Annotated in this window: 17 protein-coding genes; 6 read left to right on the forward strand and 11 right to left on the reverse strand. The window is 56.0% G+C overall.

Going from position 1 to position 13,329, the window contains the following annotated elements:
* Positions 1-793 precede the first annotated feature (793 nt).
* The 3 genes from BN1123_RS21465 (at position 794) to BN1123_RS13800 (ending at position 2,657) form a co-directional block, all read left to right on the forward strand.
* On the forward strand, positions 794-949 hold the full coding sequence (locus tag BN1123_RS21465) for a hypothetical protein (protein WP_156130600.1): 156 nt from the start codon (positions 794-796) through the stop codon (positions 947-949).
* Between the two features lie 130 nt (positions 950-1,079).
* A complete protein-coding gene (locus BN1123_RS21470; protein ID WP_156130602.1) occupies positions 1,080-1,787 on the forward strand; it encodes a hypothetical protein in 708 nt (235 codons plus the stop codon).
* 72 nt (positions 1,788-1,859) lie between these two features.
* Positions 1,860-2,657: a HEPN domain-containing protein gene (locus BN1123_RS13800; RefSeq protein WP_042027650.1), complete on the forward strand. Its 798-nt coding sequence runs from the start codon at positions 1,860-1,862 to the stop codon at positions 2,655-2,657.
* 149 nt (positions 2,658-2,806) lie between these two features.
* Here the strand turns inward: BN1123_RS13800 and BN1123_RS13805 are convergent, their stop codons facing one another.
* Positions 2,807-3,343: a metal-dependent hydrolase gene (locus BN1123_RS13805; RefSeq protein ID WP_042028193.1), complete on the reverse strand. Its 537-nt coding sequence runs from the start codon at positions 3,341-3,343 to the stop codon at positions 2,807-2,809.
* A 141-nt stretch (positions 3,344-3,484) separates the two neighbouring features.
* Here BN1123_RS13805 and BN1123_RS13810 point away from each other — a divergent pair, with 141 nt between their 5' ends.
* Together BN1123_RS13810 and BN1123_RS13815 are read left to right on the forward strand one after the other, a co-directional pair.
* Positions 3,485-3,727: a DUF3297 family protein gene (locus tag BN1123_RS13810; RefSeq protein ID WP_005302916.1), complete on the forward strand. Its 243-nt coding sequence runs from the start codon at positions 3,485-3,487 to the stop codon at positions 3,725-3,727.
* A 193-nt stretch (positions 3,728-3,920) separates the two neighbouring features.
* Positions 3,921-4,481 (forward strand): beta/gamma crystallin-related protein, encoded by a 561-nt coding sequence (locus BN1123_RS13815; protein ID WP_042027651.1) that lies wholly within the window; start codon positions 3,921-3,923, stop codon positions 4,479-4,481.
* A gap of 71 nt (positions 4,482-4,552) precedes the next feature.
* Here the strand turns inward: BN1123_RS13815 and BN1123_RS13820 are convergent, their stop codons facing one another.
* From BN1123_RS13820 to BN1123_RS13855, 8 genes are all read right to left on the reverse strand, one after another.
* The gene (locus BN1123_RS13820; protein ID WP_042027653.1) at positions 4,553-4,996 is read right to left on the reverse strand and encodes an inhibitor of vertebrate lysozyme family protein; all 444 of its coding nucleotides are present in this window, start codon (positions 4,994-4,996) and stop codon (positions 4,553-4,555) included.
* Between the two features lie 148 nt (positions 4,997-5,144).
* Positions 5,145-6,356 carry a NupC/NupG family nucleoside CNT transporter gene (locus BN1123_RS13825; RefSeq protein WP_042027654.1) on the reverse strand — a complete coding sequence of 404 codons (1,212 nt, stop codon included), beginning with the start codon at positions 6,354-6,356 and terminating at the stop codon, positions 5,145-5,147.
* 348 nt (positions 6,357-6,704) lie between these two features.
* A complete protein-coding gene (gene arsC / locus BN1123_RS13830) occupies positions 6,705-7,130 on the reverse strand; it encodes a glutaredoxin-dependent arsenate reductase (RefSeq protein WP_197064517.1) in 426 nt (141 codons plus the stop codon).
* A 35-nt stretch (positions 7,131-7,165) separates the two neighbouring features.
* Positions 7,166-8,230, reverse strand: a complete 1,065-nt coding sequence (arsB, locus tag BN1123_RS13835) for an ACR3 family arsenite efflux transporter (RefSeq protein ID WP_042028194.1) — start codon at positions 8,228-8,230, stop codon at positions 7,166-7,168.
* 101 nt (positions 8,231-8,331) lie between these two features.
* A complete protein-coding gene (arsA, locus tag BN1123_RS13840) occupies positions 8,332-10,095 on the reverse strand; it encodes an arsenical pump-driving ATPase (RefSeq protein WP_042027656.1) in 1,764 nt (587 codons plus the stop codon).
* A gap of 46 nt (positions 10,096-10,141) precedes the next feature.
* Positions 10,142-10,510: an arsenite efflux transporter metallochaperone ArsD gene (gene arsD / locus BN1123_RS13845; RefSeq protein WP_042027658.1), complete on the reverse strand. Its 369-nt coding sequence runs from the start codon at positions 10,508-10,510 to the stop codon at positions 10,142-10,144.
* A 4-nt stretch (positions 10,511-10,514) separates the two neighbouring features.
* Positions 10,515-10,883, reverse strand: a complete 369-nt coding sequence (locus tag BN1123_RS13850) for an ArsR/SmtB family transcription factor (protein ID WP_042027661.1) — start codon at positions 10,881-10,883, stop codon at positions 10,515-10,517.
* A gap of 183 nt (positions 10,884-11,066) precedes the next feature.
* Positions 11,067-11,462: an META domain-containing protein gene (locus BN1123_RS13855; protein ID WP_042027662.1), complete on the reverse strand. Its 396-nt coding sequence runs from the start codon at positions 11,460-11,462 to the stop codon at positions 11,067-11,069.
* Between the two features lie 158 nt (positions 11,463-11,620).
* Here BN1123_RS13855 and BN1123_RS13860 point away from each other — a divergent pair, with 158 nt between their 5' ends.
* The gene (locus BN1123_RS13860) at positions 11,621-12,100 is read left to right on the forward strand and encodes a hypothetical protein (RefSeq protein WP_042027664.1); all 480 of its coding nucleotides are present in this window, start codon (positions 11,621-11,623) and stop codon (positions 12,098-12,100) included.
* Between the two features lie 3 nt (positions 12,101-12,103).
* Here the strand turns inward: BN1123_RS13860 and BN1123_RS13865 are convergent, their stop codons facing one another.
* Complete coding sequence (locus BN1123_RS13865) at positions 12,104-12,583, reverse strand: putative 4-hydroxy-4-methyl-2-oxoglutarate aldolase (protein ID WP_042027665.1); 480 nt, start codon at positions 12,581-12,583, stop codon at positions 12,104-12,106.
* 39 nt (positions 12,584-12,622) lie between these two features.
* Entirely contained in the window at positions 12,623-13,024 is a 402-nt protein-coding gene (locus BN1123_RS13870) for a DUF3293 domain-containing protein (RefSeq protein ID WP_082037557.1), read from the reverse strand.
* Between the last annotated feature and the right edge of the window lie 305 nt (positions 13,025-13,329).

The following is a 13,329-nucleotide window of genomic DNA, read 5'->3' on the forward strand; positions in this document are numbered from 1 at the left end:
GACTCGCCTCAGCGAATAAGAGGGGGATCAATACCGTGCCAACCCACAGCCCCGTCTAACAGCAAATATGCTCCCTCTCCCCTTGGGAGAGGGCTGGGGTGAGGGGATGGTGCATTTCCAGCCAAGCAAGATGCTCACTCAGCCCACGCCTTAATGACTAATTTATTGATCCAACACAGATTCCCGCCAAACCACGCTTCTCAACACGCCACCCGCGCCCTTAAGATATCCGAATGACAATCAACCTCTCGGAAGGACGCCATGACAGCGATGGTTGTTATCTCGCAGGTTAACAGCAGCGGACTGGGGGCTGTCACTCAGGGGCGGTAGCGTGGTTTTTGTAGGTTGGCGCAGAGCATAGCGAAGCCCAACAGGCGAGCATTATTACGCCAACCCTCTCCGGATAAACAAGGACGTGCCAGATCCACAAAACAGATTTACAGATACATTTCGTGGTAAACGTTGGGCTTCACTTCGTTCAGCACCAACCTACGATTTTTAGCAAAGCATATGAGACCATCAAAACAAATCTTTATAGGCAATTATCAGAACGGTATGGAACCTTATTAAACCCCCTACTATCGATTTAATATCCACGCCTGCTAATAAATTTCAACTCAAGGATTAAATTTAGAAAAAATGGCATTTAAAAAAACTAAAAATGAAACCACGATATTATTAGAGAAAATATCAAAACAGATAGGTGGATTAGCAGAACAGAAACCAAAATATGAAAGACTAGGATTGTTTTTTGCTAACTGGTCGCAAGTTGCCATGCTTCTTGTAGTTATTTATGGGTATGTATACAGTATTACCAGTAGTTCAAAAAGAACAAATTTCTGAGCAACTTGCTGAACTTGAGTTAGAAAAGAAATCATGGGATAAACAGCTCAACGAGGCAACCCATAAAATAGATCAAAAAAACATAGAGTTAAAAAAAACTAATTGACTCTAAAAAACAACTATTATTAGATATCGAAGAATTAAGTCAAGAAAAAGAAAAATCACGTTCAAATCTTGATAAAATCAAAAGTGAATATAATCAAACCCATATTGAATTAGTCAAGACTAAAGCTAGTGTGAATGTTGCAACCAGTGACCTTTTAGAACTACATAAAGAGACTTTATTAGGAAAAGCCAGATTACCTGACAATCTTATTTTAATATTAAACAACACGGGTTCATCATATGACATATTTCATTTTGAAAATGAAGCATCTATTAAAGAAAAATTAGAAAAAACATATTTATCCCCCTTGAAGCATGCAAATGAAAACTTAGCCAGGCTATATGAGTCGTATAAATCAGCAAAAGGTATCAACCAAGCCGCAAAATATAAACTTTACTCTCAATACAAGAATGGCATAAAAAAACACAAAATGAACTTAATATGCCCAACCCCAAACTTTGAAGCATGGGAAGCAGCATTTATTGAAACAAAATCAATTAAGAGTTTATTAGTAAAGTCATGTATTAACAATGCCTTCAGCAAAAGAATAAACGATGAAAAATGGTCTAAAAACCAGGTGGCCGAGTTGAAAGGTTCTGAGTTTTGGCCAAAACAAGAGAAAGTCTATAAAAATATGTGCGATTTCGAGATTCAATATAAAATTGAAGAGCTATTCCGTAATGAATGGGAAAAAATATATGCTCCATGTGAGGAAAGACTGCTAAAAACAAACAATATAATATTGGATGATTTTGACCCATCAAAAATAAAACCATTTACTGATATCAGCCCACCCAGCAACCAATTTATAGTTCACTCAATAATAAACAAAAAATAATATATAGAACTCATATGTTGGATGATATTTTCGCAACCATTTAAGTGGCCGCTATAAAATAAGGAATGGATTATGAAAATAACGAACCCCATAAGTTTTTTGACTCTCGGCGGTAGAATGAGATATCTAATGGGCCGCAGTAATCAAGATCTTGTTTTTGGTGATGGATTTATATTAGACAATTTGAATGAGTTCAAAAAAGACCTATCCGAACTTGGGTTCACTGTTTCTAAAAATCTTTACAATTTTAAAGTTTTCCCTATAGAAAAAGAACTTTTAGAGATAGAAACACTTTATAACAATAAAGAAAGTGAAGGTAGAATTACAGAAAAACAAGCAAACGATTTAACACATGCTATTGCTGAAATGGAAAACACTGTTCTTGCCGAGGCACAAACAAGAATTATCGCAACTCCAATCCCCAGACGATTTATATTGAACCACCTACTTGAGAACCATGGTGAAATATTGGGAAAGGGCGTCTATGACCTTCTAACTGTCCAAGCTCAATATGACATCAATCAGGCATGTAAATGTATTGCTTTTGAGTGCCCAACAGCTGCCGCATTTCATATTCTTCGTGCAATAGAAGAGTGTGTACGCATTCTTTTTAGAGCATACTTCCCAAGAGGGGATTCAGGTAGGGCCTGGGGGTGTCTTACATCAGAGCTTAAGAACAAACCCAAAAATCCAAAACCTGACGATACATTAATGGCACATCTTGATCACTTGCGAGTCAGATTTAGAAACCCCACTGATCATCCTGAAAAAATATATGAGATAGAAGAGGCTGAAGATCTTATTCATCTGGCGGTGGACATTATCAACCGTTGCATAAAGGATGAGAAAGTTAACAGAAAACTATCCTAAAAAATCACCAATAAATGGATGTCAGCAGGCAATAATTAGCATGCCTATCTTTCTCAGCAAGATATACATAGGAAAACTACAAAAGATGGGTGTCCAAGTTTTTATTTTTGGCTCAGCTACGATATGCCCGACAATAGTTTCCAATCCCGCTACGACCGTCTCCTGCCCCAGACCCGCCATCCCATCAATACCAGCATCAATACAATCCCCGGCAGCCAGACCCAGTAGAGCTCGGAGAGGATTACCGCTTCGCCTCGGGCGGTGAGGTAGGCCTCCAGCTTGAAGGGGGCAACCCGGATCACCTGCCAGGGGGCGAAGAAGCGCTCGTCACGCCACGGCCAGAGCCAGCCAACCCCCTTGCCGCCGGTGGTGAGCGAATCGAGCAGGCTGTGGGAGAGTAGCGAGACCAGCAGAAACGACCAGACGGTGGCTGCACTGGCCCGAAATTGGCGGTGAAACAGCATGGCCAGCGTGGGCAGGGCAAAGGCGAACAGCAGTGAGTGAGTAAAGCCGCGGTGGCCAAAGACATGGCCGTAGGCGACCCCCAACTTGAAAGCGAGCACGTCGGCATCGGGCAGCATGGCGATGGCAACCCCCGTCAGCAGCAGACGTGGCGGGATAATCTGTCTGCCAAGCCCGAGACCAAGGCAGAGGGGGATGGCGGCGTGGGTGACTATGGTGGGCATATCGAAAAGCTCCAACTGAAAACGTGAGCCTACCTTATCCTCGCTCGGTGAAGTGAAGGTGAAGTTGCTTGCCACCAGCCTTGAGCCCATGACGGGCATTGCCTACAATGACCCACTTTTTATCACACTCAGGTAAATAAAATGAGCGACAACAAACCGGCCCTGCCCGACCGTCTGGCGGCCAACCCGCGCAGCCCGCACCACGTGGCGGAGTGCTTCCAGCACGAGATCGGCATTCGCGTGAACGGCAAGGAGCGCACCAATGTCGAGGAGTACTGCATCAGCGAAGGTTGGGTGAAGATCCCCTCCCCCAAGGCCAAGGATCGCTACGGCAACCCCATGCTGATCACCGTCAAGGGCACGGTCGAGGCTTTCTACGCCTAAGCCCGCCATGGCTCCACCCCTGACAAGGGGCTGAGATCCCAAAACACCGGCCTTGCGCCGGTGTTTTGTTTCAGGGCCCCTGTGACACGCCAAGCGGTGGGCAAGAGTTGTCGCAACCCATCCAAGTCCCTCTTGCATCGCTCTGGCGCCTCGGCAATCCTTGCCGCCCTTCTGTCAGTTTCAAGACTTTTCCATGAACAAGCTGTTTACCCTGTTTACGCTATTGAGCCTGGCGGGGATGGCCCGCGCCGATATCCTGATCAACCCCAATATCGTGGTCGCCAATGGTGGCCAGGGTTACGGGGGCGGGCGCATCCACGTCTGTACCCTGACCCCCTTCAACAGCGTCTATGCCGATGCGGGGCGCAGTGAGTGGCTGGCGCGCCAGAAGGTGAGCCGCCGCTGCCAGCAAAAACAGGGCAACGGCAGCCTGTTCTGCGAGGCGGCCAAGGCAAGCTGCATCACTACCACACTCGATGAGAGGCTGGACGAGAGCGACGGTGCCAGCACCCTGTTGGTGTTCGATGGCGCCCACCAGCGCGGCGAGTCTCTCAGCATCGACCGGGATATTGCGGATCTGGCCCGCTACGGCTTTGCCAACCGTATCTCCTCCTTCACCGTGCCAGATGGCTGGGTGGTGCGCTTTTTCGAGGAGACCGACTTTCGCGGCGGCTACTACACCCGCAAGGGCGGTGAGCAGGAGGCGACCGACTTCAACAACCGCATCAAGTCGGTGCGGATCCTGAGCCGCTAGACCGAGCGCCGCGTCGTTCCGTGCACCATAAAAAAACCTCTGCCCGGGCAGAGGTTTTTTCTTTTCGAGGCTTACTGCCAGTTGGGGTCGGCCTCAACCTGCTTCATCAGGGCGGCCTGCATCCCCTTGTCCGGCTGACCGAGCCAGGTGTAGCGGGCAAACTTCGACGGGGTTTCGCGGGCGGCATCGGTATCCGGCAGGTCGATCAGCACGCCCCACACCCGCTTGGCCTTGGCATCCACCAGCAGCTGCATGTAGTGGCTGGCGCAGTCGTGAGGTTTGCAGACCGAACCGCTCTGATAGGGGGTGCCGGCCACTGCTTCGAGCGGGGAGCTGGTACCGCTGCCTGTGCGCACCCACTTGGGCAGGTTCTTGATGCCGTCCGTCGCCTTGGCCCAGGGGGCCTTGAAGTCCGGCGAGAGCAGCAGATCCGAGGTATAGGTGGCGGCGGCAAACGCCGGCGCAACACCAGCCAGCAGCAGGGAGATCGCAAAAGCGCGAGAGAGACGGGTCATGGAAACTTCCTTCTTAGGTAATGCCTGAAGCACCGTCACGCTACTCTCTCCTCTCCCCGCTGACAATTGCCAAGTAATCCCTTCCCCCCTTAAAAACAACACCCCGCCGCGTCGGGTGACGGGCGGGGTGTGGCAGCGCACAACTCTATCAGGCCAGGGAGACGAAGATCCCCGCCAGAGTGGCGCTCATCAGGTTGGCCAGGGTGGCAGCCAGTACGGCGCGCAGGCCCATGCTGGCCACATCGTGGCGGCGCTCAGGGGCCAGGGTACCGATGGAGCCAAGCTGCACCGCAATCGATCCCAGGTTGGCAAAGCCGCACAGGGCGAAGGTGATGATGATCTGGGAGTGGGCGCTCAACTGATCCTTGATGGTGGCGAAGTCCAGATAGGCGACGAACTCGTTCATGATCACCTTCTGACCGATAAGCGATCCTGCCGCCATCATCTCGTCAGCCGGCACACCAATCAGCCAGGCCACCGGGGCAAACAGGTAACCCAGCAGCTGCTGCAAGGTGAGCGCGCTCCAGCCAAACCACTCGCCGACCGTGGTGAGGCCCGCATTGATCATGGTGATGACGCTGACGAAAGCCAGCAAGATGGTGCCGATGGCCACGGCGATCTTCATGCCGTTCATGGCGCCACCCGCCAGGGCATCGATGGCATTGCTGTAGTCGCTCTTGTCGAGGGTGATCTCGTCCTGCTCGCGCACCCGCTCCTGCTCCGGCACCAGCAGCTTGGCCATTAAAAGGCCACCCGGCGCCGCCATAAAGGAGGCTGCGATAAGGTATTTAAGCTCCACGCCAAGACCGGCGTAACCGCCCAGCACCGAGCCTGCCACCGAGGCCATGCCGCAGGTCATCACTGCAAAGAGCTCGGAGCGAGTCATGCCCGCCAGGAAGGGGCGAATAAGCAGCGGGGATTCCCCTTGCGAGAGGAAGATATTGCCGGTGGCCACCAGGGATTCGGCGCGGCTGGTGCCGAGCAGGCGGTGAATACCGCCACCCAGCACCCGGATCACCCACTGCATGATGCCGAAGTGATAGAGCACGGCGATCAGCGCGCTGATGAAGATAACGAGCGGCAGCACCCGCACGGCAAAGATAAAGCCGTTGCTGGCGAGATCACCGAACACGAAGCGGATGCCGCTGTCGGCAAAACCGAGCAGGGCGGAGACGCCATTGCTCATGGCACCGAGCATGATTTGACCGGGGGGGAAATAGAGCACCAGAGCGGCAAAACCGGTCTGCAGGGCAAGCGCCCCCAGCACGGTTCGCCAACGGATGGCACGGCGGTTTTCACTCGCCAGCCAGGCGATAAACATCAGGGCCAGCATACCGACCAGACTCAATAACAGTGTCATCTTGCACCTATGAAGAGAGGAGTTTCATACGGCAAGTCTGCAGACGGGTGTCGCGAGACGGTCAGGCGGGAGGCGTGCCGACCCACGCGACACACAGACCACAAACCTACAGGTTAGTGGCGGGTCCCATCCTGGGGTCATTCACGTTCCGGGTGACAGCATGTATCGGGTGACGCCAGCGCCGTCGCGAGGAGAAATGCGGCCGGGTGGCAGGTCGGGCGGCGATGGTACAGTGATTGGCATCACAGAAAAAGCGGTAAAACGATTGGCAGGGGCAACTTTTTCAAAAAGGGCACGGGTCCCACCCGAAACAGGGTAAAACCCGGCCCGTCGAAGGGGTTTAAGGGGTTACTTGAGGCGCTTGCCCTGCTCGTCCACCACCTGCTCGCCATCTTCCTTTGCAAAGGCCCCTTTTTGCTGATCGGGCAATATATCGAGCACCACCTCGGATGGGCGGCACAGTCTGGTGCCGAGGGGAGTGACCACGATGGGGCGGTTGATCAGGATCGGGTGGGCCAGCATGGCGTCGATCAGCTCGTCATCGCTGAAGCGATCTTCCGCCAGCCCCAGCGCCTCGTAGGGGGGCACGTTCTTGCGCAGCAGCTCGCGCACCGGCATCCCCATGGCGGCGATCAGGGCCACCAGCTGATCGCGGGAGGGGGGCGTCTGCAGATAGTGGATGACGGTCGGCTCAACCCCGCTGTTGCGAATAAGCTCGAGGGTGTTGCGGGAGGTGCCACATTCCGGATTGTGATAGATGGTGATTGCACTCATTGGCATGTCTCTCATGACTCAAGTGGGTAAAAGGGTTAACGGCGCAGGCCCGCTTCGTACCAGGGTTTGCTGGCGTTGACGATGCGCACCACCAGCAGCATGATCGGCACCTCGATCAGCACCCCGACCACGGTGGCGAGCGCGGCGCCGGAATGAAAGCCGAACAGGCTGATGGCGGCGGCCACCGCCAGCTCGAAGAAGTTCGAGGCACCGATAAGGGCAGAGGGACAGGCCACCGAGTGCTTCTCCCCAACCTTGCGGTTAAGCCAGTAAGCCAATCCCGAATTAAACAGCACCTGGATCAGGATCGGCACCGCCAACAGGGCGATGACCAGCGGCTGCTCTATGATGGCATTGCCCTGGAAGGCGAACAGCAGCACCAGGGTGAGCAGCAGGGCCGCCACCGACCAGGGCTGGATGCGAGACATGACGCTGTCAAAATGGGCCTCTCCCTTTTTCAGCAAAGCCTTGCGCAGCAGCTGGGCGATGATGACGGGAATGACGATATAGAGCACCACAGAAGTGAGCAGGGTATCCCAAGGCACCATGATGCTGGAGACCCCGAGCAGCAGGGCCACCAACGGGGCGAAGGCAAAAACCATGATGAGATCGTTCACCGCCACCTGGGAGAGAGTGAAGTAGGGATCGCCGTTGGTGAGGCGACTCCAGACAAACACCATGGCGGTGCAGGGGGCGGCCGCCAGCAGGATCAGCCCCGCCACATAGCTGTCGAGCTGATCCGCCGGCAGCCAGTCGGCAAACAGCACCCGGATGAAGAGCCAGCCGAGGAAGGCCATGGAGAAGGGCTTGACCAGCCAGTTGATGAAGAGAGTGACCCCAATCCCCTTGAGGTGCCCCTTCACCTGATGCAGGGCGCCAAAGTCGATCTTGAGCAGCATGGGGATGATCATCACCCAGATGAGCAGTCCCACCGGCAGGTTGACCTTGGCCACCTCCATGGCGCCGATGGCCTTGAAGAGCTCGGGCAGGCCCTGCCCGAGTCCAACCCCCACCAGAATGCAGAGGGCTACCCAAGCGGTGAGGTAACGTTCAAAAAAACCAATCGCCGGTTGGCTCTTGACATCACAGGTTGTAGACATGAGGGCTCCCGATGCGGTCATCCCGCATCTCTTTCGTTAACGACAAATGTTCATCAGCCCAGGCCACGCGGCCGGGGCCCTTGTTCAGTGGTGCTGACTGTTCAGTGGTGCTGGCAGAGGCGGTGCAGGGCATCCGCCCCCACCGGCTCCTCGGCAAGCAGCGGCACCACGGCATAGCGGTTGGCATGCTGCCGCTCGACCGCCTCGACATGGGGCTGCTGGCGCTCGGCCCGCAGTTGCAGCAGCGGCGAGCTGACCGCGGCTTGCTGCAGACTGTGGTTGATGAGCCAGGCCCAGGGCTCGATGCCGGCACGGCGCAGATCGGCCTGCAGATTGGCCGCCTCCTGCACTGGCGTCGGCTCGGGCAGGGTGACGATCAGCACCTTGGTCTGCTTGGGGTCCTGCAACTGCATCATGGGGGTGGTAAAGTGCAGCCCCTTGCCCCCCATCTGGCGGGCTATCTCCCTGTGGTAGGCGCCGGTGGCGTCGAGCAGCAGCAGGGTGTGGCCGGTGGGGGCGGTATCCATCACCACGAAGCGTCTGCCCGCCTCGCGGATAATGCGCGAGAAGGCCTGAAACACGGCGATTTCCTCGGTACAGGGGGAGCGCAAGTCCTCCTCCAGCAGTGCCCTCCCCTGCTCGTCCAGCGCAGCACCCTTGCTGGCCAGCACCTGGGCACGATAACGCTCGGTCTCGACGTGGGGATCGATGCGGCTCACCTCAAGATGGGGAAGTGTGCCAGCCAGCGTCTCGCTCAGGTGCGCGGCGGGATCGGAGGTGGTGAGGTGAACCGGCAAGCCGCGGCTTGCCAGCTCCACCGCTACCGCAGCGGCCAGGGTAGTCTTGCCCACCCCGCCCTTGCCCATCAGCATGATGAGGCCGTGACCGTCGGCGGCCAGCTCATCCACCAGGGTACCGAGCTCAGGCCGGGTGCCCTGGAGAGGGGATGAAGCAGCAGGGGCCAACTCGCCAACTACCTGCGGCTGCAGCAGCTGGCGCAGGCTCTCTAGCCCCACCAGATTGGTGGCCAGCAGCGGTACCTGATCCCGGGCGAGCCCCTTTATCCCCTGCGGCATATCGGCAAGCGCCTGCTGTTCGCGCTGCCAGAGAGCCTGCGCCAGCCCGTCACCAACAATGGCCGACTCCGGAAAGAGGCCATTGATCACCAGCTGCTGGTTTGCCAGACCGATGGCCGCCAGCTCCTCATGGGTGCGGGATACTTCCCGTAAGGTCGAACCCTGGGCCCGCGCCACCAGTACCAGCCGGGTTTGCGTACTGTCACAGAGCGCGGCGACGGCCTCAGCATACTGGCTGCGCTGCTTCTCCAGTCCCGCCAACGGGCCCAGGCAGGAGGCATCCCCCTTGCCCTGCTCCAGAAATTCGCTCCAGGCCCCCGGCAGTTGCAACAGGCGGATGGTATGGCCGGTGGGGGCGGTGTCGAAGAGGATGTGGTCATACTCCGAGCGCAACGCCTGGTCGGTGAGCAGGGCAGTGAATTCGTCAAAGGCGGCGATCTCTGTGGTACAGGCGCCGGAGAGCTGCTCCTCTATGCTGCGCACCACGCGCTCGGGCAACTTGCCGCGCACCGGGCCGACGATCCGCTCCCGATAGGCTTTGGCCGCAGCGGGGGGATCTATCTCCAGCGCCGACAAACCGGGCACAGCGGCGATGGCGGTAATGCGATTGCCGATGTCGGTGGCAAACACCTGCCCCACGTTGGAGGCGGGATCCGTGCTCACCAGCAGCACCCGCTTGCCGGCATCGCACAGGGCTACTGCGCTGGCGCAGGCCAGCGAGGTCTTGCCCACCCCGCCCTTACCGGTGAAAAAGAGAAACGGCGGCGGACTGCTTAGAAACTGGTACATAGACTCTCCTGTCGGCTCAAGGGCATGGTTCCGGCACTCTCTGTGTTTAGCAGCAACCGCTGCCAGGACGGCAGCCACCTTTCACTATGCCCTTGATGGTGGCCTGCGGCGCGGGCAGCCCGGCATAGCGGGCCAGCTCGCTGCGGCTCGGATAACGGCCGGTCAGTACCACCTGACCATCCACCAGCACCAGCGGCAACCCTTCCTCACCGGCGTGGGTCAGGAAGGCGCAGACCGCCGGGGTCTCGGCGAACTGCATCGGCTGTTGGGCCAGATTGAAACGCTCGATGGCAACGCCCTGCTCCCTGGCCCAGGCCAGATCGGCGGCAAAGGTAACCAAGGCCTGATCGACCTCGGTGCCACAGACACCGCTGGCACAGCAGAAGGCTGGGTCAAAAATCTGGATGACTGACATGGCATTACTCCTTGTTGCAGCAAGGCTGCGCGGGCAAAACATGGGGGGAGCAAGTGGACTCGGCGCGCATCACGCCGCACGCCTCCGGGTGGCCGGCGCAGCACTCCTCGGTGAGATAGCCGATAAGATCCAGCATCAGGGGAATATTGGCGCGGTAGCGCAGAAAACGCCCCTCCTGCTCCACCGACAAGAGGCCGGCATTGAGCATCGCCTTGAGATGAAACGACAAGGTGTTGGGGGCGATGTCGAGCTCGCTGGCCAGTTCTCCGGCCACCTTTCCCTCCAGCCCGGCCTTGACCAGCAGGCGCCACACATCGAGCCGGATGCCGGATGCGAGCGATTCGAATACCTTGGTGGCCACTTCTCTGTTCATCTTGAACCCTCGGCTGCAATCTTCATTTCAACTATACAAGAATTATTGAAATGATCAATTTGCCGACACAACCAAACAAGACTCTCATCGCGGAAACAAAGCGGCCCAGTTGCGACGAGATATGCCAGAAACAGCAACGCCCTCCAAAAGGAGGGCGTTGCCACGGCCGAAAAACCGGCGTCGTTACTTGGCCGGCACGGCGTTGAAGGTTAGCAGCTCCGCCTTGTTGGCATCGCTCAGGGTAAGCTGGTTGCCATTGATGGTGTAGCTGGCAACCTTCTCCAGAGTCTGCAGGTACTCCATCTCCTTGCCCATCTGATCCCCGATGCACATCATGCGGGTAGCCCCCATGGGGCCCAGCGCCAGAACACCGTCACCCTGCTTGGTGATGGCGCCAAAAAAGCGGTTGCAGGCGCCCTTGCCCGCCACCTTGCCGTCTGCAACATGCAAAGTGAAGGTATCGCCGGTTGCACCTTGCAACTGCCAATCGGATGCCTGCAGTTGAGCCATGTTGGAACCCGTTGCCACGGCGCAGCCTCCCAGGGCCAGAGCGGCCAGTAATATCAGCTTCTTGCTCATGAATTCACCTCTTAATGATTAGAACCATCAATTCGACCGCCTGTTTACCACGGTATGGGACTCAGGCCAACGAAATTTATTGTGATCCGAGTCCCCTTTACTAACAGCTGGCATGTGCCATGCTTGGATCCAGTTCCGGACCCATGGAGGGGAAACGAATGGTCAGATCGCTCATCATCACGCTGCTTGCATCCTGCGCCAGCATGGCCGTTCAGGCCGCCGACTGGGATCTCTTCAAGCAGGAGTCGGATCCCGCGCTTTACATGAAGAGCTACTCCGGGGTGCTGCTCAATCAGCAGGCTCATCACAGCGACAGTTTTGATCTCTGGCTGGTCAACAGCGGCTATCAGTACCCGGTGATGGACGATATGACAGTTTTCATGGAGGCAGGCCCGGCGGTGGCGGATCAGAACCGCCAATCCGGCTTCAACATGAGCTCGGGGGTGCGCTACCAGCTCTCCCCCTCCATCCATATTGGCAGCCAGATCACCCACTTGGCACTCGACCAAGAGAGCACCCTGCTGGAACTCAACTCCAGCCTGCTGCTGACCCCCAGACTCTCCCTCACCGCCAACTATGGCATTGGCGCCTTTACAGCCGAGCAGGCACTTACTTTGGGAGTCGGCTTTACCTTCTGATCGTCAGAGCAGCGGTGTGGCACTCACTACCACGCCGTTGCGATCCGCGTAGACATAATCCCCTTCGTGAATGGTCACTCCGGCAAAACTGACCACGGCGCCGAGTTCTCCCAGTCCCCGCTTCTCGGTCTTGACCGGACAGGCCGCCAGCGCCTTGACTCCGAGCGCCAGGGTAGCCAGAGTCCCCACATCCCGCGCGGCACCGTGGATCAAAATGCCTTCCCACCCCTGCTCCACCGCCTTGATGGCCAGCTGATCCCCAAGCAGGGCGCGGCGCAAGGAGCCGCCACCGTCGATCACCATCACCTGCCCCTGGCCAGGGCGCGTCACCAGCTCCCGCACCAAGCTGTTGTCTTCGTAACAGGAGAGGGTAACGGCGCGGCCGTAAAAAATATCCTTGCCGCCAAAATCCTGAAACACGGGGTCGGCCACTTGCAGCACATCACCGTGCTGATCGCAGAGGTCGGGCAGTAAATCCAGCATGATTTGATTCCTTTCAGATGCATGAAGGTGTTCATTCTTTCATCGGATTGGCATTCTGGCAATCCAGTAGGATTCAATATTGCCCAAACAAACTGCTGTGTTTTCAATCAATACTGGTACCAGCCAAAGCAGCCCTTCCTCTACCCAGTAGAGGGCATTCTGGCCGAAACGGATCGCCAGCTCGCAGGCCCGCGCCAGCGGCAACGCTACCGCCAACGATGACTCGCGCCACTGCTCATCAGGAGAAGATCCCCACAAGGGGCCGGCGATGCTCTCCCCTTTCAGTTGTCGCCACAAGGCTCTTTCACGGCGCAGGTTGCGTCGTTCACTCACCGGCTGACTGGCCGGATTCCAGGCGGTGATGATGGCATAAGCAGGCCAGGGAGGCGGCTCAAATGGCGCAATAAAGCGGATTTTCTTGTAGTTTTCCCACAAAATCATGTCAATCACATGTTACATTCCATTACATTTAATAGGGGTAAAAATCGTCATCAGGCCAAGTATCATGCTGTGAACTTGGGGTTTGACCTATATCAAAACAGAGTTAAAAAGTTGCTATCTGACAGCAAAGAGTGTTGTTATGCTCCTGTTAACTGATAAAATACCGCAACTTTCCGTCATGGATGACCTTTCCAGGCTTCTCTTTATCAGATTTGTTGGGAGCCAAAATGTGGCACAGGGATGTTTGCCAATGCTGATGCCAAATTCGCGATATTCCGACCTGACTCTCATACCCAGGATGACGT

Source organism: Aeromonas enteropelogenes, assembly GCF_000819845.1.
Taxonomy (GTDB): domain Bacteria; phylum Pseudomonadota; class Gammaproteobacteria; order Enterobacterales; family Aeromonadaceae; genus Aeromonas; species Aeromonas enteropelogenes.